Source organism: Pseudoalteromonas sp. SG41-5, from assembly GCF_014164495.1.
In the GTDB taxonomy this organism is placed as follows: Bacteria; Pseudomonadota; Gammaproteobacteria; order Enterobacterales; family Alteromonadaceae; genus Pseudoalteromonas; species Pseudoalteromonas rhizosphaerae.
On sequence record NZ_JACJFH010000001.1, the window covers coordinates 123153 to 144051 of the forward strand.

Sequence of the window (20899 nt, forward strand, 5' to 3'; positions counted from 1 at the left end):
AAGGACTAAAATGAAATATAAATTACTCGCGGCTAGTATTTTAGCTACGATGAGTACATCGGCACTCAGTGCCACGTATCAGTTAACAGAGCTGAGTTCTTTAGACGAAGCAAAGCATAACTACGTTAAAGATGTCAGCGAAAGTGGCAATATAATCGGCGTTGCTAACGGTATTTACAATTTACCTATTGATGTTAGCTATATAGATTTTACTGATAGCCTAATCGAAAGGGCATACGATCAGCAAGAAAATAATTTCGAGTTAATTGATAAGCAAATTACCTTTACTCTAGATGATATTGAAAATAATAATGCAGCGGCGACTAACCCAGATGCACACAGTTTTATGCTTTCATTTTTATCAGCACAAGCTAACAACTCAGAATATCAAAAATTGGCTAATATCATCGGTTACAATGTTTTAAATGGTGAAGCGCAAGAACAAGTTCTTTTTGATGTTGCATCAGTTGATTATGATGGCCTTACACGCTCCGTTAGCAATAATTATAATGCAGTAGCAGAAGACGGTGTTACTGCGGGTTGGGGCAGTGCACCTTATGAGAAAACTAGCTTTCTTCCTGAGGGTGAAAGTGAAGAAGAAACACGATTCGTGCGTGATTTTATTTCTCGGGGCATTGTTGTATCGCCATCGGGTTTAAATGTGCCGTTAGTGCCTGAGTATGCGGAATTTGGTGGCTTAAGTTCAGCCAACGATATCGTTAAAACAAACACCGGTTATATTGTCGTTGGGCAAGTATCAACAGGGATCCCAGTTGATAGACAAGAAAATATTGATGATAATTGTGATGGTGAAGATGAACCTGTCAGTGTTTGTATTGAGAATTTGTATAGAAGCACATCATCACGATTGTTCGATACCCGTGCAGTTAAGTGGACACTTGATACAAATTTAAACATTACTAAAACTGAACCGCTTGGTTTGGGTCTTACACCAGAAGATGATGATGGGTTTGCATTTATAAGTAATGCACTTGCTGTTAATAGTAATGGTATTGTTGCCGGTTACTCTGACATTCGTGATAATAACAGATCGTCAACAATTAGATCGTTGCCTGTTTATTACAAAGACGGAAACGTTGTTGAAATGCTCAATCAAGAAGATGATTGGACAGGTGGTAAGGCAGTAGCAATTAATAATAATAATACGATTGTTGGTTATGGAATAAAGAGAATTGATGGCTCAGATCGTCAAAAATTCTTTTATCATGATGTTGCCAGTAATAGTACTGTATTCCCAACGGATTTCTTTAATAGCTCCAGCTCAGTTTCCAATGATATTAATGACAATGGTTATATTGTTGGTGAAGGTGAAACTGACCTATTTAATGTTGGTGCGCGTCGCCGCGAAGGTTTCCTGTACAAGATTGGTGAAGATGCGATTACAAACATAAATGATTTACTGCCTTGCTACGAAGCAGATGGTGAAACACGTTACGGTTATGTTGTTGCAGAAGCTAAAGTGATTAACAATAAAAACGAAATTTTTGGTGTTGCTACTAAAACGGTCGAAAAAACTGATTCATTAGGCGGTGTTGTACGAGATATCAATGGTGAAATAGAATACGAAAGTATTGCAGTGCCAGTGAAGTTATCTCCTATTAACGGGACTATTGATAGTTGTTCAGCTCCTGAAACGGAAACTTATGAACGTCAATCGTCTAGTTCTCCTTGGTATACGTTATTGTTACTACCGTTAGTTGGTCTGCGTCGTATATTGCGATAAGTATTGAAATTATTGCTAGGTGATCCAGCATTAACGGTCACTTAGTATTAAAATAAAAAACCCTGCTTTGCTAAGCAGGGTTTTTTTTGTCTATACTTTAAATTGAAACAGTTATTTTTTATGACGATTTAACCATGCTTTACGCACTGAGCGGCGCCATAGTAAATCAACACCGAAATAGCCTATTATGGAGGCAACACACGCACAAATAAACGAGCCAACTAAAAAAGCAGGACCAATGGTGGTTAAGCTTTCCATAAACCACTGCCAACTTGGTTCAAATGCAAAATGTTGCTCCGGCTGCCCTAACACTAACGTGCCAATTAAATACGAACAATAAAAAATAGGCGGCATGGTTAGCGGGTTGGTGATCCATACTACGGCGACAGAAATAGGTAGATTTACTCGTAATGGAATAGCCAACGCAGCAGCAAGCACCATCTGAAAAGGAACAGGGATGAAAGCGAAGAATAAACCGACTGAAAATGCCCCACGAGCTGAGCGACGATTTAAATGCCATAGATTAGCATCGTGGAGTAAACGACCAAAAATTTTTAAATATTTATGATGTTTAACTTTATTGTGATCGGGTAAAAACCTTTGGATCGTTTTTTTAGCCATTTAAAGCAACCATTTACATCTGTTTGGTTAAGCGTTGGGTTTGTCGTTGGTTGTATCATAACCGTTTATTATTATCAGACCCTTGTATTTACAGTTTTCGCGTTATCTCTGTTAATTGCGAGTGCCTATTTTAAGCCGTTTTACAGTGTATTGTTAGGTTTTATTTGTGGAATTTTGTGTGTATGGGGACATTTTTCCAGCTTTTATGCAATTTCCAGCTTGGCTTTGGATGAAAATAAACCACATCTAAGTAATGTTACGATTGTTGAAGTTATTTCTCAGCGTGATAACTATTATTTAAAAGTTCAGCTCAATGAGATAGATAATCAGCCTCTATCAAATATTAAGCCTCCTTTTGCATTGCTCACATTAAAAAACGACCAGAGACTCAAAGTAGGTGATCACGTTACAACGTGGCTTGAATTAGAAAAATATCGCAGCCAAAAAAATTATGATGTGTTTGATAAAGAGCGTTACGCATTTAGTGAGCGACTATTTTTTAAAGGCAAGCAAGTTGGTAGTATTATCGAAATATCTAACAACCATGAATTTGAGCTAATTGAAAAATATCGTAATTTTATCAAACTCACCTACCAGCATAACTCACTAAATTGGCTGTTTTATCCGCTAATGACTGGCGACCGCAGTGCTATGAGTTTTTCACAAAAGCAAGAATTACAGCAATTTGGTATTAGCCATTTATTGGCTATTTCGGGATTACACATTGGCTTGATGTTTAGTATCGGTTTTTTTATAACTCGCTATTTAACAAGCCTTTTTATTTTTGTGGTTAAACCAACTACACAGCAGATCAATTTGTCACTTATTTATAGTTTAGGTGGATTTGTGCTTGCTTTTAGTTATGTGTACTTAAGTGGTTTTATCGTCTCTGCAACGCGTGCGCTGATCATGCTAGGGTGTTATTTAGTTATTTATTACTTTGCTAAGCAGGCACTACGCTGGCGATTTATCTTGTTTGCATTGGTATGTGTATTACTTATTGATCCATTTAGTTTACTTAATCCGGGGCTTTATTTTTCATTCACTGCGGTGGCAATTATCTTTTGGGTTTTTAGTGTTATAACCGTAACCAGCTCTGGCTTTTTAGCCATCATAAAAACACTTATTATTCTACAGTTTGCATTGTTTATTGGTTTACTACCATTATCACTTTATTATTTTAATGGGGTCAGTGTAATTGGCTTAGTTATTAATTTAGTGGCTATCCCATTACTTGGTTTAATTATCATGCCTTGCTTAGTAATGTTTTCTGCTATTAGTGTGTTTTTTGATATTAGCGGGTTGATTAGCGTGTTTGATTCATTATTACAACATATTTATCAACTCTTATTGTTGATCCCGGTTGATTTTCGTTGGTTTGATACCACAAATTTTAGCCAGCAATGGCTTATTAGTAGCTACATTACAGCAATAATTGTGTGTTTTTTGCCCTGGCGTTTATTGGCATGCATACCATTATTACTGGTTGTACTCGATCATTATTTACTGACCAAACCGCGCTGGCAGCTAAATGTATTCGATGTCGGTCATGGCACCATGGTGTTAGTCAGTAATCGAGGTAAAGGTTTTATCTATGATCTTGGCCCAATTTATTTTAATACATTTACGCGGGTCAACAGCACCTTAATACCTTATTTAAAAAGAAACGGCATTGAGGCGGAAGTTGCGCTCATCAGCCACATGGATAAAGACCATGCTGGAGGGCTTATCCATTGGTTAGAGCAAGGTTATCAGCATACTTTTAAATTGCTACAACCAAATGGGCCAGAGCAAGTTTGCAGAGCGGGCGAATATAGTTTTTATGACTTAACCATTACCGTGAGCGAGCCAGCACAGCATTTAATAACTGATAATGATAACTCTTGTGTCGTGCGCATTAGCGATGGCAGGTTCAGTGTTTTGCTTCCAGGTGATATTTCAGCAACAAGAGAAGCGCAACTAATCCAGCAGCAAGGGGTGCTTAAAAGTACGGTATTACTGAGTCCTCACCATGGCAGTAATACCTCATCGAGTGATGCATTTATTGCTGCGGTTGCTCCTGAGATTGTTATTCATTCAACGGCATATAAAGGACAGTGGCAATTTCCACGTACAGAAGTTATAGCACGTTATGCTACACAGCATGCTTTACAATATACAACAGCGAATAAAGGGCAGGTTAAAATTGAATTTTATCCACATCACTACACAGTAAACCTAGCTCGTGAAGATGAAAGTTATTGGTTTCTAAAAGATTGAGTTTAGTTTTGTGCAACTGGAGGCTACAATAGCCACAGATTATGAATAAGAGAGTATTATGGACCAGACTACATCACAAATTTATAAGCGTTTATTGACGTATGTGGGGGATTATAAAAGCGTTGCCATTTTTGCTGTTATTGGCATGATTGGTTACTCAGCGATGGATGCTTTATTTATCCAACTAATGAAGCCATTTATAGATCAGGGCTTAAATCAACGCAACGCTGAAGTATTAAAATACGCGCCATTTGTTGTCATCGCGTTAGTATTTGGCCGAGGTGTTTTTAATTATATCTCGTCTTATTGTTTAAGTTATGTGGGTTCACAAGTTGTCCGTTCGTTACGTCAGCAATTATTTGAGCATATTTTACATTTACCGGTTGCATTTCATGATCAAAATTCAACGGGTGATTTGATTTCAAAAATAACGTTCGATACAGAGCAAGTACAGCAAGCGATCACCAAAGCGATGCTCATTGTGGTCAGAGAAGGCGCGTTTGTGGTGTTTTTGCTAGCTGTGATGTTTTATACCAGTTGGAAGCTGTCGTTAATCTTTTTGGTTATAATTCCCTTAGTGGCCGTTATTGTCTCTGTTGTATCAAAACGTTTTCGCCATATCTCTAAAAACATTCAATCAGCAATGGGACAAGTTACCCGTAGCTCAGAGCAAATGCTCAGTGGTCATAAAGTTATTCATGGCTTTGGCGGTCAAGCGCAAGAAATAACTCAGTTTGCAAAAATTAATAACCATAACCGTCAGCAGCGTATCAAAATGGATGCCACTAAAGCGCTTAGTGTATCTGTGATTCAAATTTTGGCTGCCAGTGCAATGGCCGTTATTCTCTGGGTGGTTTCCATGCCATCAATGATTGATACAGTGAGCTCTGGGGATTTTGTGGTGCTTATTTCATCGATGATGATGTTATTACGCCCTTTAAAGCAATTAGCTAATGTAAATAGTGATTTACAGCGTGGCATATCTGCAGCGCAAAGTATTTTTTTAGTGCTTGATGAAGAGGCTGAAAAAGACGTCGGTACAATTAGTGTAGATAAAGTAAAAGGTATGATTGAAGTTAAAAATGTCACCTTCAATTACCCAACGAAAGCAGAAGCTGTATTAAAAAACTTATCGCTCACTATAAAAGCAGGCGAGAGTATTGCGTTAGTTGGGCGTTCTGGTTCTGGTAAATCAACCATTTCAAACTTATTACCGCGTTATTATGACTTACAACCGCCCAGTGAGATTTTACTCGATGGTGTGCCATTGGCGGATTATAAGTTAACTGATTTACGTCGCCAATTTGCTTTAGTATCCCAGCAAGTAGTGTTATTTAATGACACTATTGCTAATAACATCAGTTATGGCATTGCACGTTCACTTAGCGATGACGAGGTGTTGAATGTGGCAAAACAAGCACATGTGTGGGAATTTGTTAAAGATTTACCCGATGGTCTAAATACCATGGTCGGTGAGAATGGTGTAATGTTATCAGGCGGGCAGCGACAACGAATAGCAATTGCGCGGGCGATATTAAAAGATGCACCAATCTTGATTTTAGATGAAGCAACCTCTGCATTGGATACTGAGTCTGAAAAACTGATCCAGCAAGCTTTAGAAGCATTAATGAAAAATAAAACCTCTATTGTGATTGCCCACCGATTATCAACAATCGAACAAAGCGACCGCATCTATGTTATTGATAATGGTCAAGTGATAGAAAGTGGTGACCACACCAGCTTACTGGCTAATGATGGCACGTATGCAGCGCTTTGCAAGATGCAATTTGGTGATCACGGGTGAGTAAAATAGAACAAAGTTGGTATCGAGAACTAAGCTTTATTACCATATTACTTTTACCACTGAGTGTGTTATTTTGGTTTATAAGTGATCTGCGTAAATTAGCGTATAAGCTAGGTTTAATGAAGGCATACCAAAGCCCTGTGCCAGTTATCGTGGTAGGTAATATTAGCGTTGGTGGTAATGGGAAAACCCCCTTTGTGATCTGGCTTGCGAATTACTTACAGCAGCGTGGCTTAAGGGTTGGCATTATTAGTCGAGGCTATGGCGGTAATAGTGATAGCTATCCACTTACTGTGACTGAGCATACCGACACGACTCAGGCAGGTGATGAGCCGGTACTTATTCAACGCAGGCTTGACTGCCCTGTAGTTGTAGGCCCAGATCGACAAGCGAATATAAAACAATTAATTGCGCAATATCAGCTTGATGTGATTATTTCCGATGATGGTATGCAACATTATAAAATGGCCAGAACAATAGAGTGCTGTATTGTTGATAGTGAACGGCGTTTTGGCAATGGCTTGTTAATGCCTGCGGGGCCACTGAGAGAAACACAAAAACGTTTAAAATCAGTTGACTTAGTTATTGAAAATGGGGGGAATGCCACGTTTAATTATCAGCTAAAAAGTGCTGATTTAGTAAATGTTGCCACTAATATAGCCACTAAAGTCCCGCTTTTGACCGGTCACGCAGTGAGCGCCATTGGTAATCCACAACGTTTTGAAAATAGCTTACGTCAACAAGGCATTACATTGCTAAGTTGCCATCATTTTCGAGATCATTATGGTTATACAGCACAAGATTTCATAAAATTTAATGATGAAATAGTGTTTATGACGGAGAAAGATGCGGTAAAATGTCACTCATTTGCAAAACCAACGTGGTATTTTTTACCTGTTGACGCAGAGCCATCCCCTGCGGTGGTATCTAAACTTAACTTATTACTGAGAGAAAAAGGGATCCTAGATGGCCTTTGATACAAAATTACTTGAAATAATTGCTTGCCCAGTGTGTAAAGGCAAATTACGTTTAGACAAAGAAAACAGTGAATTGATCAGCACAGCTGCAAAACTTGCTTACCCTATTCGAGATGATATTCCTGTATTACTAGAAAATGAAGCGCGTGAATTGAGCTTAGAAGAGATTGAAAAGTGGAATTCGTAGTCGTTATTCCTGCACGCTTTGCATCGAGTCGTCTACCAGGTAAACCACTTGCTGATATTTGTGGCAAACCGATGATCCAACATGTTTATGAAAAGGCGATGGCGTCAGGGGCAAGTAAGGTCGTGATAGCCACCGATCACCAACAGGTTTTTGATGTTGTCAAAGGTTTTACTAATGATGTATTAATGACTCGAGATGATCATCAGTCAGGCACTGAACGGCTAGCAGAAGTTGTTGATTTATTATCTCTCAATAACGATATTATTGTAGTGAATGTACAAGGTGATGAGCCTTTATTAGCCGCTGAAAATGTCTCGCAAGTTGCAGCTTTACTTGCTAATTCAAGTGCGCCAATGGCGACCTTGAGTGCTGCCATTGATAGTGTCGATGAGATCTTTAATCCCAACGCAGTTAAAGTCGTCAGCGATGTAAATAAAAACGCACTGTACTTTTCTCGTGCCAGCATTCCCTATGATCGAAGTCATATGTACACAGGTGAAAATAACGGATTAGACATACAAGATTTTCAACGTCATGTGGGTATTTATGCATACCGCGCTGGTTTTATTAAACAATACATCTCACTGACGCCATCCCCATTAGAGCAACTTGAATCTCTTGAGCAATTACGTGTTTTATATCATGGCTATAAAATAAAAATAGAACAGGCAAAAATAACACCGCAAGCAGGGGTTGATACGCCTGATGATTTAGCGCGTGTAGTCGCTATACTGCAAAGTCATTAAGTGGTGAACACGTTCACATTACTCAAGGTTATAGCAAAGCACCTTGATTTTTATATTATAGAAAAACCTGCCGGGCTTAATTTCCATAGTGAAGAAGGCCCAGGTTTTGTAGTACTCGCTGAGCAACAACTCGCAGAAAAGTTATATGCTGTGCACCGCCTTGATAAAGTGACATCGGGGCTAATAATTTTAGCACGCAGTAGTGAAGCGGCTGCAAAGCTGACAGTTTTATTTACTGCTCATCAAGTTAATAAGTTTTATTTGGCGATAAGTGATTGCAAACCGAAGAAAAAGCAAGGTTGGATCAAAGGGGATATGGCTAAATCACGCCGTAGTACCTATAAGCTACTAACAAGTAAAGAAAACCCAGCTATAACTCGCTTTTATTCTATTAATTTTAAAGCCAATAGAAGGGCATTTATCTTAAAGCCTTACTCGGGTAAAACGCACCAATTACGGGTCGCGCTAAAAAGCCTTTCTGCGCCGATTTTAGGTGATGTAATATACGGTGGTACTGCTGCTGAGCGCACCTATTTACATGCTTTTGCACTAAGTTTTGTGTGGCAAGGTAAACTACAGCAATTTAGTTTGTTACCGCATTACGATGATGAGTTTACAACATTAATTGAACATGAAAACTTTCAGCCTTGGCAGACACCATGGCAACTGGATTGGTAAATGAGTGAAAAAGTAACCGATATCCGTTTTGGTGGTATCAAAAGATTATATGGCAACACTGAATTTGAATGGCTACAACAAGCCCACTTTTGTGTTATTGGTATTGGTGGCGTGGGCTCGTGGGCGGCAGAGGCTCTAGCACGTACTGGAGTTGGTAAAATAACCTTAATTGATCTTGATGATATTTGTGCAACCAACGTAAATCGGCAAATACATGCTTTAACAGGCACTGTGGGTGAAGCAAAGGTTGTCGCAATGAAGGCCCGCTGTGAATTGATCAATCCACTGTGTGAGGTCAGTGTTGTCGATGATTTTATTACTTTAGATAATATTCGTGAGCATATAAGTGGTTTTGACTATGTCATAGATTGCATTGATGCAGTAAAAGAAAAAGCGGCATTAATAGCGCATTGTAAACGTAACAAAATACCGGTGATCACCACCGGTGGTGCTGGCGGTCAAACTGATCCGAGTCAAATCACTTTTGGTGATATAGCAAAGACCACCCATGATCCATTACTGGCAAAAGTGCGATATATTTTGCGTAAACAGTACAACTTTAGTAGCAATCCAAAGCGAAAATTCAACATCGATTGTGTTTATTCAACTGAGCAATTGGTATATCCAAATACTGATGGCAGCGTTTGTCATGCTAAACAGGGGGCTGATGGCTCCATGAATATGGATTGTAACAACGGTTTTGGTTCAGCGACTATGGTAACCGGAAGCTTTGGTTTTTTTGTCGCAGCAAAATCAATACGTAAATATTTAGATCGCTGCGCACGTATCGTGAAAAGTTAGTTTTTCTGTTGTGCCATGGTTTGAATACGCTCAACCATGGCTTTAATACCGTTGCCTCTGGAAGGACTAAGGTGCTGGATAAGCCCTAGATGATTAAACTGTGCAAATGCGTCAGTGTTAATAGCTTGTTCAGGGGTTAAACCATTATAAAGCGACAAAATGATCGCTAATAATCCTTTTACTATGCGGGTATCTGAGTCACCAATAATAACTAGGCAATTTTCTTCAAGATCAAAATCCAAATACAGCCAAACTTTACTCTCACAGCCAGGCACAAGGGCATCACTGGTTTTTAAAACAGCCGGCATAGCTGGTAATTGTTTACCTAGTAGCATTATTTCACGGTATTTTTGTTGCCATGATGGCGAGCTCTCAAGCGATGAAGCAATTTCTTTAAACGTTTTAATCATGTCTTATCCATAATTAGTCTAATAACTCTAAGCAATTTTGCAAAGCAGCGATAAATAAATCAACATCGCTATGGTTATTATAAAATGCAAAGCTGGCTCGAACACCGCCATTAATACCTAAATGTTGCATTAATGGCTGCGCACAATGATGACCGCTGCGAACTGCTATACCATAACCATCTAAAAGTGTTGCTATATCGAAAGGGTGTTCGTCTTTATAATTGAAACAAAGGGTGCCAATATTGTTCTCAATGTTGCTATAAACGGTAACTCCTGCGATGGATTGCAGTTTTTCTGCCGCATAATTAAAAATTATTTGTTCATGAGTATATACATTAGTCTTATTTAAACTGGTTAGGTAATCAATTGCAGCCGCAAAAGCGATCACTGCAGCAATGTTTGGTGTACCCGCTTCAAACTTTGCTGGTGCCTGCCGAAATATTGTTTTTGCTAATGTAACAGTTTCAATCATTTCGCCACCAGTTTGATACACAGCTAAACTATTTAACCGATCATAGCGACCATATAATCCACCTAATCCGGTTGGGCCGAGCATTTTATGAGCCGAAAAAACATAAAAATCACAACCGAGTTGAGGTAAATTTGGCTGTAAATGTAGCGCAGCCTGCGCGCCATCCACTAATGTAATTGCGTCATGGCGTTTTGCGGCATGTAATATTGGTTCAAGATCTGTGATATTACCAAGCGCATTAGACGCGTGAGTGATAGCAAGTACAGATGGCTTATGCTGACTGATGAATTCAACACATGCTTGAACATCAAAGCAGCCATTTTTTTGTAACGGAAGTGCCAGTAGCTTTGCTCCCGTGCGCTTTGCTAACTGTTGCCATGGCACAATATTAGCGTGATGCTCTAAGGCTGAAATGATGATGGTTGAATCATTATCAAGCTGCTCAGTTAAGCCATTCGCCACTAAGTTTATTGCCTCAGTAGCTCCTTTGGTCCAAACTAATTCATTTGCATCGATATTAAAATAATTGGCAACGGTCTGTCTTGCTTGTTCATAGGCATGGGTTGCTTGTTCGCTTAAGGTATGGCGGCCACGATGAACATTAGCATTATTGCGTGCGTAAAATTGCTCAGTCGCGCTGATAACTGACAGTGGTTTTTGTGTGGTTGCAGCCGAATCAAGATAGACCAGCGGTTGCCCGTTGATGAGTTGTTTTAGGGCAGGAAAGTCTGCGCGAATTTTTTCTATATTAAACATAACTTTTCAACACCAAGCACAGCAAAGCCGAATTAAAAACTGAATCGGAATTGTAATGGCTTTGTGATATTTCTCAAGGACTAGATACAAAAAAGGCCGCAAATGCGGCCCTTTTTAGCATTAACTAAAATTAACGCTTGTCTGTCGCTACGTAATCACGGTGTGTGTGACCAGTATATAGCTGACGTGGACGGCTGATCTTATGACCAGGTTGCGATAACATCTCGTCCCAGTGTGTGATCCAACCAACAGTACGTGCCATTGCGAAGATCACAGTGAACATGCTTGTTGGGATACCAATTGCTTTTAAGATAATACCTGAGTAGAAGTCTACGTTAGGGTAAAGTTTCTTCTCAACAAAGTATGGGTCTTCTAAGGCAATTTGCTCAAGTTTCATTGCAATATCCAGCAATGGATCTTGAATATTAAGCTCAGCAAGTACTTCGTGACAGGTTTGACGCATTACAGTTGCACGCGGGTCGAAGTTTTTGTAAACACGGTGTCCAAAGCCCATAAGACGGAATGGGTCCGACTTATCTTTTGCTTTAGCAACGTATTCGTCGATGCGATCAACAGAGCCAATTTCTTCTAACATGTTTAAACATGCTTCGTTAGCACCGCCATGTGCAGGGCCCCATAGTGATGCGATACCCGCTGCAATACATGCATATGGGTTAGCACCAGAAGAGCCAGCTAAGCGTACTGTAGACGTTGATGCATTTTGCTCGTGATCAGCGTGAAGCATAAAGATTTTATCCATTGCTTTAGCAGTCACTGGATTAACTTTATATTCTTCAGCTGGTACAGAAAACATCATATGTAAGAAGTTTTCTGCATAGCTTAAATCATTACGTGGATAAACGAATGGTTGACCTACGTTATATTTGTAAGCCATCGCTGCGATAGTTGGTAGCTTAGCAATTAATTTTACTGCACTTGTTTTACGTTGTATTGCATCAGTAATATCAAGATCTTCATGATAAAAAGATGATAATGCACCAACTACACCACATAGCATAGCCATTGGATGGGCATCAAAACGGAAACCTTGGAAGAAGTTTGCAATTTTCTCATCAAGCATCGTGCTATGTGTAATTTGTGATGCAAAATCAGCATATTGCTCTTTAGTTGGTAACTCACCATTTAGCAGTAAATAACACAACTCAACATAATCTGAGTCTTCGGCTAGTTGTTCAATTGGGTAACCACGGTGAAGTAATATCCCTTTGCCACCGTCGATATATGTAATTGAAGATTCGCAAGAACCAGTCGACATGAAACCTGGATCATATGTGAAATGACCATGAGCACCTAACGTACGTACATCGATTACATCCTGACCAGCAGTACCTTGGTAAATTGGAAGTTCGATTGGATCTAGACCATCAATATGGACTGTGGCTTTCTTATCCGCCATCTATTTATCTCCTATTAAGATAACAACTCTGATTGTTATGTTCTGAATCTGTTTAAGCACATTCTTTTCATTTTAACGTGAAAGAGGGGGTTAAAGTCAATTTTTATAAACATTATGCACAAATGTATAATAAATATTCTCACGGGATTAAATATTATACCATTGGCTAATTCGCAAATAGCTATAACTAAACAAGAATTGTAAAAAGACCTCTGGCTATATATACTATCGAAGGTTTTATACCGTATTGTCTGTAGGTAAACGTTATTTTTACAGCTAATCTTTGCAAAAATGTGAATTTTAGTCGTAACAAAACGCTTTACTTAGATAGTTCCATCAGAAAAATCGTTTTTTGGTGGGTTAAGAAAAACAAGTAGATGAGCTCCTAGTGGGCAAGATGGGCAAGTAACTGTGAAAAAGCAAAGACCTGTAAATCTAGATCTAACAACTATATCTATGCCGGCAGCGGCTAAAGCATCAATTTTTCACCGCGTCACCGGTGTTGCATTATTTTTTGCTTTAACGTTTGTCATTTGGGCTTGGTCAGAGTCTCTTTCTTCAGCTGAAGGTTTTGAATTCGTCAAGGGTCTGTTTAGCGGATTCATTGCCAAATTTATAGCTTGGGGCACCATTTCTGTATTGGCGTATCACCTTATTGGTGGTATCCGTCATATCATTATGGATATGGGACATTGGGAAGAACTTGAATCAGGTAACCTTAGCGCTAAAATTGCAATGGCACTTGGCGTTGTGGCTTCTGTATTAGCAGGGGTGTGGATATGGTTTTAAATCAAGCAACTCTAAAACGTGACGGCATACAAGATTATGTCTCGTTACGTACCACGGCACTAGTAATTACCGCGTATGCGATTTTTATTATTGGCTACTTCTTATGTACACCAGAAGTCACTTTCGAAGCATGGCAAGGCCTGTTTTCAAACCTAGCAATGAAAGGGTTCACACTAATTACCCTTGTTTGCATTATGGTTCATACCCGTATTGGCCTTTGGCAAGTACTGACTGACTACGTTAAATGCGCAAAATTGCGTGCTGTTTTAGGTTTTGTTTTGAACCTAATGGCCGCTGCATACGTAGCAATTGGTCTAATCGTTCTATGGGGTGTTTAAGTGAAATATTCTGTTCGTGAATTTGATGCCGTCGTGATTGGCGCAGGTGGTGCGGGTATGCGCGCGGCACTTGCAATCACTGAATCAGGTAAAACCTGTGCACTTATCTCTAAAGTTTTCCCAACGCGTTCACACACTGTGTCTGCACAAGGTGGTATTACGGTTGCGCTGGGTAACTCACATGAAGATAACTGGGAATGGCACATGTACGATACCGTTAAAGGTTCCGATTTCATCGGTGACCAAGACGCTATCGAATATATGTGTAAAACTGGCCCAGAAGCAATTACTGAATTAGAAAACATGGGTCTACCGTTTTCTCGTTTTGAAAATGGCCGTGTTTACCAACGTCCTTTCGGTGGTCAATCGAAAAACTTTGGTGGCGAGCAAGCAGCACGTACCGCGGCTGCGGCTGACCGTACAGGTCATGCGTTATTGCACCTTCTTTATCAACAAAACGTTAAAAACAAAACCAATGTATTCTCTGAGTGGTATGCATTAGATTTAGTTAAAAACGATGATGGTAATGTAGTTGGTTGTACTGCTATTGATATTGAAACAGGCGAAGTTGTTTATTTCAAATCAAAAGCTGTGGTACTAGCAACAGGTGGTGCGGGTCGTATCTTCGCTTCAACTACTAATGCTCACATTAACACTGGTGACGGTGTTGGTATGGCGACACGTGCTGGCATTTCTATGCAAGACATGGAAATGTGGCAGTTTCACCCAACCGGTATTGCTGGTGCGGGTACGCTAGTAACGGAAGGTTGTCGTGGTGAAGGTGGTTATCTTTTAAATAAAGATGGCGAACGCTTCATGGAACGTTATGCACCGAATGCGAAAGACTTAGCGTCACGCGATGTTGTTGCCCGTTCAATGATGACAGAAATTCGTGAAGGTCGTGGTTGTGATGGTCCTTGGGGTCCACACATTAAGCTTAAACTTGATCACTTAGGTGAAGAAACGCTTAACCTACGTCTTCCAGGTGTATGTGATCTTGCTAAAACATTTGCTCACGTTGACCCTGCAAAAGAGCCAATTCCAGTAATCCCTACTTGTCACTATATGATGGGTGGTGTGCCAACCAATGTAAATGGTCAAGCGCTACAAATCGATGCTAACGGCAACGAAAAAGTAGTTGAAGGTTTATTTGCTGTTGGTGAAATTGCCTGTGTATCTGTACACGGTGCAAACCGCCTAGGTGGTAACTCATTACTTGATTTAGTTGTATTTGGGCGTGCTGCAGGTAACTTCCTTGGCACTTACCTAAATGACGTTGAAGTATCAAAAGATGCCTCAGAATCAGATTTAGACGCTGCACTCGCTCGTTTCAATCGTTGGGAGAACTCAACAGTTGGTCAAGGCGAAGATCCAGTACAAATCAAGAAAGACCTACAGCAGTGTATGCAACTTAACTTCTCGGTATTCCGTGAAGGTGAGTCAATGGCAGCCGGTCTAAAAGAGCTTAAAGAAATTCGTGAACGTCTGCAGCATGCGCGTCTTGATGATAAATCATCAGACTTCAACACTGCACGTATCGAATGTCTAGAGTTAGATAACATGATGGAAACAGCATACTCAACAGCAGTTGCTGCAAACTTCCGTACAGAAAGCCGTGGTGCACACTCTCGCTTTGACTTCCCAGATCGTGATGACGAAAACTGGTTATGTCACTCAGTATTCAATCCGGTAACGGATGAAATGAGCAAGCGTGATGTAAACTATGCGCCGAAACTGCGCGAAGCATTTCCACCTAAAGCACGTACCTACTAGGAGCGAGACGATGGCACAAGTACAATTTTCTGTTTATCGTTACAATCCAGATGTTGATAACGCCCCCCGTATGCAAGAATATACTTTGCAAACGGAAGAAGGCCACGACATGATGGTATTGGATGCACTTTTATTATTAAAAGAGCAAGATCCAACGTTATCATTTCGTCGTTCATGCCGTGAAGGTGTGTGTGGCTCTGACGGTGTTAACATGAATGGTAAAAATGGTTTAGCATGTATTACTCCTTTATCAACGCTACAAAAAGGTGGCAAAGGTAAAATCGTAATTCGTCCATTACCAGGTTTACCAGTGGTACGTGACCTTGTTATTGACATGAGTCAGTTCTACACTCAATACGAAAAAGTAAAGCCTTATCTAATTAACGATACACCTGCTGCAGGTGAGCGTCTTCAATCAATTGAAGAACGTGACAAGTTAGATGGCTTGTATGAGTGTATTCTATGTGCATGTTGTTCAACATCGTGTCCTTCGTTCTGGTGGAATCCAGACAAGTTCATCGGTCCAGCTGGTCTTCTTCATGCTTACCGTTTCTTGGCAGATAGCCGAGATACAGCAACAGAAGAGCGTTTAGCTGACTTAGACGATGCATTCAGCGTGTTCCGTTGTCACAGTATCATGAACTGTGTTAGCGTTTGTCCTAAAGGTCTTAATCCAACTAAGGCAATCGGACAAATCAAATCAATGTTAATAAACCGTTCAGTTTAATAATATTGATAAATGTAAGATGGCTAATGTAAATTAGCCATCTTGTTATAACAATTAATTTCTGCGCTAAAGAAAAGGGCTTATAAATGCACGAAGGTGTGATGAAGGCATGGCTAGAATCTTCACATTTAAACGGCGGAAACGTTGCTTATATAGAAGAGCTTTATGAAGCGTATTTAGACAATGCGACTTCTGTGCCAGAAGAATGGCGAGAAGTGTTCGAACAATTACCAAAAGTAGATGGTGTGGATGTTGAAGTAAAGCATTCAGAAGTTCGTGCACAGTTTGCGGCGCTTGCGAAAAACAAGCATAGAGAAGTAGTGGTAGCAGAGGGCAGTGGTAGCGGCGATCCTAAACAGGTCAAAGTACTGCAGCTTATTAATGCTTTCCGTTTCCGTGGTCACCAAAATGCTAACTTAGATCCATTAGGCATTTGGCAGCGTGAACGTGTTCGAGATTTAGAACTTGAATACCATGAATTATCTAAAGCTGATTTTGACCGTGAATTTAACGTGGGATCGTTTGCCGTAGGCCGCGATACCATGCCTTTAGGTGAGTTATATCAAGCACTAATGACCACATATTGTGGTTCAGTAGGTGCTGAGTATATGCACATCACATCAACTGAAGAAAAACGTTGGTTACAACAACGTTTAGAATCAGTGCAATCACGACCAACATTCAGTAAAGAAGAAAAGTTGCGTATCCTCAAAGGATTAACCGCAGCCGATGGTCTTGAAAAGTATTTAGGGGCTAAGTTCCCAGGTGCTAAGCGTTTCTCACTCGAAGGTGGTGATGCGTTAGTACCGATGCTGAAAGAGCTTATTCACCGTGCTGGCGAAAGTGGCCAACAAGAAGCGGTAATTGGTATGGCTCACCGTGGTCGCTTAAATGTTCTTGTCAATGTACTTGGTAAAAATCCATCAGAACTATTTGATGAGTTTGCTGGCAAGCATAAAGAAACATTAAGCTCAGGTGATGTTAAATACCACATGGGTTACTCTTCGGATTTTGCTACTAAAGGTGGCAAAGTTCATATGGCTCTTGCCTTTAACCCATCGCATCTTGAAATCGTAAACCCAGTAGTTATGGGCTCGGTTCGTGCACGTTTAGACCGTTTGGGTGACAGTTCAGGTATTAAAGCACTACCTATCACCATTCATGGTGATTCGGCAGTTGCAGGCCAAGGTGTTGTTCAAGAAACCTTTAACTTATCGCAAACAAATGCGTTTAGTTGTGGTGGTAGTATTCGCATTGTAGTGAACAACCAAGTTGGTTTTACTACAAGCAAACAATACGATGTACGTTCAACAGATTACTGTACAGACATCGCAAAAATGGTGCAATCGCCTATTTTCCACGTTAATTCAGATGACCCTGAAGCGGTTGCATTTGTTACGCAAATCGCACTTGATTTCAGAAATCAATTTAAACGTGATGTGGTTATTGATCTAGTTTGTTATCGTCGTCACGGCCATAATGAAGCGGATGAGCCGAATGCGACTCAACCGATCATGTACCAAAAAATCAAAAAACACCCTGTGCCACGTTTGATCTACGCAGATCAGTTAATGGCTGAAGGCTCGTTTACTGAAGATGAAATTAAAGCACTGGCTGATGACTACCGTAATGGTTTAGACGAAGGCAATTGTGTTGTTGAAGAAATTCAACCAGAAACATCACACTCATCTGATTGGGCTAAGTATGTTGGCCATGAATGGAGTGTTGATTACGATGCCAGCGTTCCAGTTGAAAAATTAAAAGAACTGGGTAACAAAATAGCAAGTTACCCTGAGCAATATAAAGCCCAGTCTCGCGTTAAAAAGATTTACGATGATCGCAAATTAATGGCTAACGGTGAGAAACCACTTGATTGGGGTATGGCAGAAACACTTGCTTATGCAACAATCGCAACTGAAGGCACTGATATTCGTTTAACAGGCCAAGATTCAGGGCGTGGTACTTTCTTCCACCGCCATGCAGTTGTACATAGTCAAACTGATGGGGCCACTTACACGCCTTTACAGCACTTAAGTGAAGATCAAGGTACTTTCCAAGTATTTGACTCTGTGCTTTCAGAAGAAGCGGTTGTGGCGTTTGAATATGGTTATGCGACAGCAGAGCCAACATCACTAGTATTGTGGGAAGCACAGTTTGGTGATTTTGCTAACGGCGCCCAAGTTGTATTTGACCAATTCTTAAGTTCAGGTGAGCAAAAATGGGGCCGCTTATGTGGACTGACCATTTTATTGCCACATGGTTATGAAGGGCAAGGTCCTGAGCACAGTTCAGCACGTTTAGAGCGTTTCTTACAGCTATGTGCTGATCACAACATGCAAGTATGTGTGCCATCAACACCGGCACAAGTATATGCAATGTTACGTCGTCAATCAGTAAGACCACTGCGTCGCCCACTGATTGTTATGACACCTAAATCATTGTTACGTCATCCACTTGCAACGTCGTCGCTTGAAGAGCTTGCAGAAGGTGTATTCCATAATATGATCGATGAAATCGATGATATTGATGCTAAGAAAGTAGAACGCGTAGTATTTTGTAGTGGTAAAGTTTACTACGAGCTATTACAAGAGCGTCGTAAGCTTGAGCAAGACAATATAGCTATTGTGCGTGTTGAACAGTTATACCCATTCCCACATGATGAAATGGAAGCCATTATGGCGCGTTATCAACATGTGAAAGACTTTGTTTGGTGTCAAGAAGAGCCGCAAAATCAAGGTGCTTGGTATTGTTCACAACACCACTTTGTAGATGCAATCCCACAAGGTGCGAAGCTTAAATATGCAGGTCGTAAAGCCTCTGCTTCTCCAGCGTGTGGTTATATGTCAGTGCATACTAAAGAACAACAAGCGCTTGTCGCAGACGCGCTTACTATTGAAAATAAAGGATAAGCAATGAGCACAGAAATTAAAGTTCCTGTTCTTCCTGAGTCGGTTGCTGATGCTTCCGTTGCTACATGGCATGTAAGTGTTGGCGACAAAGTAAGCCGTGATCAGAACTTAGTAGATATCGAAACAGACAAAGTTGTTTTAGAAGTTGTTGCACCACATGATGGTGTGATCACTGAAATTTCACAAGAAGAAGGTGCAACCGTACTTGGCGACCAAGTGATCGGTATCATTGGTGAGGCTGATGCAGCTGCGCCAACTGAAGACGCAAAGAGCGAAGCTGCACCAGCTTCGGACAAACAAGAAAACGCGCCAGCGGCGCAATCAGCACCAGCATCAGAAGGTAAAGAAGTGGACATTAAAGTACCTGTACTTCCAGAATCAGTCGCAGACGCGACAGTAGCTACTTGGCATGTGCAACCAGGTGACGCAGTAACACGCGATCAAAACCTAGTTGATATCGAAACTGATAAAGTTGTTCTTGAAGTTGTTGCTCAAGAAGATGGCGTAATGGGTGAAATTATTCACGCAGAAGGCGATACAGTACTGGGTGACCAAGTTATCGGTAAAGTTAAAGCCGGTGGCGCACCAGCTGCAGCCCCTGCAGCAAAAGAACAAGCTCCAGCTGCTGATTCTAGCGATAGCTCAGACGTGTTAACACCGTCAGTGCGTCGTTTAATCGCAGAAAAAGGCCTAGATGCTTCTAAAATTAAAGGCTCTGGTAAAAATGGTCGTGTGACAAAAGAAGATGTTGATCAATTCTTGAAGTCACCAGCTCCTGCGGCGAAAGCTGAAGCAGCGCCAGCGGCACCAATGGGTGACCGTACACAAAAACGCGTGCCTATGACACGTTTACGTAAAACCATTGCTAATCGTCTTCTTGAAGCGAAAAACTCAACGGCAATGTTAACGACATTTAACGAAGTTAACATGAAACCAATCATGGATCTTCGTAAGCAGTATCAAGAAGTGTTCGAGAAACGTCACGGTATCCGTTTAGGTTTCATGTCTTTTTACGTAAAAGCAGTTACTGAAGCACTAAAACGTTTCCCTGACGTAAATGCATCAATTGATGGCGATGATATCGTATACCACAACTATTTTGATATCAGCATTGCAGTTTCTACGCCACGTGGCCTAGTGACTCCAGTACTAAAAGATTGCGATAAGCTATCTGTTGCTGAAATCGAAAAAGGTATTCGTGAATTAGCACTTAAAGGTCGTGATGGTAAGTTAACACTTGACGACATGACGGGTGGTAACTTCACTATCACTAACGGTGGTGTGTTCGGTTCGTTACTATCAACACCTATTATTAACTTACCGCAGTCTTCAATTTTGGGTATGCATAAAATCCAAGATCGTCCAATGGCTGTGAATGGTAAAGTTGAAATTCTTCCTATGATGTATTTGGCATTATCTTATGATCATCGCCAAATAGATGGTAAAGAATCTGTTGGCTTCTTAGTAACAATTAAAGAGTTACTTGAAGAT

Annotated in this window: 18 protein-coding genes; 14 read left to right on the forward strand and 4 right to left on the reverse strand. The window is 40.5% G+C overall.

Annotated features, from left to right (window positions below; all coding sequences use genetic code 11):
- The first annotated feature begins 10 nt into the window (after positions 1–10).
- The gene (locus H5232_RS00570) at positions 11–1744 is read left to right on the forward strand and encodes a DUF3466 family protein (protein ID WP_182830446.1); all 1734 of its coding nucleotides are present in this window, start codon (positions 11–13) and stop codon (positions 1742–1744) included.
- A gap of 111 nt (positions 1745–1855) precedes the next feature.
- On the opposite strand, the gene H5232_RS00575 is transcribed toward H5232_RS00570, so the two are convergent.
- Positions 1856–2365, reverse strand: a complete 510-nt coding sequence (locus tag H5232_RS00575; RefSeq protein WP_182830447.1) for a DUF2062 domain-containing protein — start codon at positions 2363–2365, stop codon at positions 1856–1858.
- Positions 2366–2590: 225 nt separating this feature from the next.
- Here H5232_RS00575 and H5232_RS00580 point away from each other — a divergent pair, with 225 nt between their 5' ends.
- Genes H5232_RS00580 through tcdA form a run of 7 tightly spaced genes read left to right on the forward strand, consistent with a single transcriptional unit; the run spans position 2591 to position 9817 of the window.
- Positions 2591–4624: a DNA internalization-related competence protein ComEC/Rec2 gene (locus H5232_RS00580; protein ID WP_259400095.1), complete on the forward strand. Its 2034-nt coding sequence runs from the start codon at positions 2591–2593 to the stop codon at positions 4622–4624.
- A gap of 58 nt (positions 4625–4682) precedes the next feature.
- A complete protein-coding gene (gene msbA / locus H5232_RS00585; protein ID WP_182783662.1) occupies positions 4683–6428 on the forward strand; it encodes a lipid A export permease/ATP-binding protein MsbA in 1746 nt (581 codons plus the stop codon).
- The gene (gene lpxK, locus H5232_RS00590) at positions 6425–7405 is read left to right on the forward strand and encodes a tetraacyldisaccharide 4'-kinase (RefSeq protein ID WP_182794449.1); all 981 of its coding nucleotides are present in this window, start codon (positions 6425–6427) and stop codon (positions 7403–7405) included. The genes msbA and lpxK overlap by 4 nt, the downstream gene beginning before the upstream one ends.
- Positions 7395–7592, forward strand: a complete 198-nt coding sequence (locus H5232_RS00595) for a Trm112 family protein (protein WP_145233843.1) — start codon at positions 7395–7397, stop codon at positions 7590–7592. Before lpxK ends, H5232_RS00595 begins: the two co-directional genes overlap by 11 nt.
- Positions 7580–8338: a 3-deoxy-manno-octulosonate cytidylyltransferase gene (gene kdsB, locus H5232_RS00600; protein ID WP_149981069.1), complete on the forward strand. Its 759-nt coding sequence runs from the start codon at positions 7580–7582 to the stop codon at positions 8336–8338. Before H5232_RS00595 ends, kdsB begins: the two co-directional genes overlap by 13 nt.
- A gap of 3 nt (positions 8339–8341) precedes the next feature.
- A complete protein-coding gene (locus H5232_RS00605) occupies positions 8342–9016 on the forward strand; it encodes a TIGR01621 family pseudouridine synthase (protein WP_257325926.1) in 675 nt (224 codons plus the stop codon).
- Entirely contained in the window at positions 9017–9817 is an 801-nt protein-coding gene (gene tcdA, locus H5232_RS00610; RefSeq protein ID WP_182830449.1) for a tRNA cyclic N6-threonylcarbamoyladenosine(37) synthase TcdA, read from the forward strand. It abuts the gene before it with no gap.
- On the opposite strand, the gene H5232_RS00615 is transcribed toward tcdA, so the two are convergent.
- The 3 genes from H5232_RS00615 to H5232_RS00625 form a co-directional block, all read right to left on the reverse strand.
- A complete protein-coding gene (locus H5232_RS00615; protein ID WP_182717865.1) occupies positions 9814–10227 on the reverse strand; it encodes a SufE family protein in 414 nt (137 codons plus the stop codon). The two genes, tcdA and H5232_RS00615, sit on opposite strands and share 4 nt — an antisense overlap.
- Positions 10228–10240: 13 nt before the next feature.
- Complete coding sequence (locus H5232_RS00620) at positions 10241–11455, reverse strand: aminotransferase class V-fold PLP-dependent enzyme (RefSeq protein WP_182830450.1); 1215 nt, start codon at positions 11453–11455, stop codon at positions 10241–10243.
- 130 nt (positions 11456–11585) lie between these two features.
- Positions 11586–12872, reverse strand: coding sequence for a citrate synthase (locus tag H5232_RS00625; RefSeq protein ID WP_182739260.1), 1287 nt, complete (start codon positions 12870–12872; stop codon positions 11586–11588).
- Positions 12873–13283: 411 nt separating this feature from the next.
- On the opposite strand from H5232_RS00625, the gene sdhC reads away from it, so the two are divergent.
- From sdhC to odhB, 6 genes are all read left to right on the forward strand, one after another.
- Positions 13284–13661: a succinate dehydrogenase, cytochrome b556 subunit gene (sdhC, locus tag H5232_RS00630; protein WP_084448108.1), complete on the forward strand. Its 378-nt coding sequence runs from the start codon at positions 13284–13286 to the stop codon at positions 13659–13661.
- A complete protein-coding gene (gene sdhD / locus H5232_RS00635) occupies positions 13652–13999 on the forward strand; it encodes a succinate dehydrogenase, hydrophobic membrane anchor protein (protein WP_169017830.1) in 348 nt (115 codons plus the stop codon). The genes sdhC and sdhD overlap by 10 nt, the downstream gene beginning before the upstream one ends.
- Entirely contained in the window at positions 14000–15772 is a 1773-nt protein-coding gene (gene sdhA / locus H5232_RS00640; RefSeq protein WP_182717863.1) for a succinate dehydrogenase flavoprotein subunit, read from the forward strand. It begins immediately after the preceding gene.
- Between the two features lie 10 nt (positions 15773–15782).
- A complete protein-coding gene (locus H5232_RS00645; protein ID WP_064666153.1) occupies positions 15783–16499 on the forward strand; it encodes a succinate dehydrogenase iron-sulfur subunit in 717 nt (238 codons plus the stop codon).
- An 86-nt stretch (positions 16500–16585) separates the two neighbouring features.
- Positions 16586–19408: a 2-oxoglutarate dehydrogenase E1 component gene (locus tag H5232_RS00650; RefSeq protein ID WP_182717862.1), complete on the forward strand. Its 2823-nt coding sequence runs from the start codon at positions 16586–16588 to the stop codon at positions 19406–19408.
- Positions 19409–19411: 3 nt separating this feature from the next.
- Positions 19412–20899, forward strand: a 1488-nt coding sequence (odhB, locus tag H5232_RS00655) for a 2-oxoglutarate dehydrogenase complex dihydrolipoyllysine-residue succinyltransferase (protein ID WP_182830451.1), incomplete at its 3' end; no start/stop codon positions are given.

Coding starts and splice junctions, on each gene's coding strand:
- H5232_RS00650 (WP_182717862.1), top strand. CDS start 16,586: ATGCACGAAGGTGTGATGAAGGCATGGCTAGAATCTTCACATTTAAAC.
- msbA (WP_182783662.1), top strand. CDS start 4,683: ATGGACCAGACTACATCACAAATTTATAAGCGTTTATTGACGTATGTG.
- sdhD (WP_169017830.1), top strand. CDS start 13,652: ATGGTTTTAAATCAAGCAACTCTAAAACGTGACGGCATACAAGATTAT.
- H5232_RS00595 (WP_145233843.1), top strand. CDS start 7,395: ATGGCCTTTGATACAAAATTACTTGAAATAATTGCTTGCCCAGTGTGT.
- H5232_RS00575 (WP_182830447.1), bottom strand. CDS start 2,365: ATGGCTAAAAAAACGATCCAAAGGTTTTTACCCGATCACAATAAAGTT.
- H5232_RS00620 (WP_182830450.1), bottom strand. CDS start 11,455: ATGTTTAATATAGAAAAAATTCGCGCAGACTTTCCTGCCCTAAAACAA.
- H5232_RS00625 (WP_182739260.1), bottom strand. CDS start 12,872: ATGGCGGATAAGAAAGCCACAGTCCATATTGATGGTCTAGATCCAATC.
- H5232_RS00570 (WP_182830446.1), top strand. CDS start 11: ATGAAATATAAATTACTCGCGGCTAGTATTTTAGCTACGATGAGTACA.
- tcdA (WP_182830449.1), top strand. CDS start 9,017: ATGAGTGAAAAAGTAACCGATATCCGTTTTGGTGGTATCAAAAGATTA.
- H5232_RS00645 (WP_064666153.1), top strand. CDS start 15,783: ATGGCACAAGTACAATTTTCTGTTTATCGTTACAATCCAGATGTTGAT.
- H5232_RS00615 (WP_182717865.1), bottom strand. CDS start 10,227: ATGATTAAAACGTTTAAAGAAATTGCTTCATCGCTTGAGAGCTCGCCA.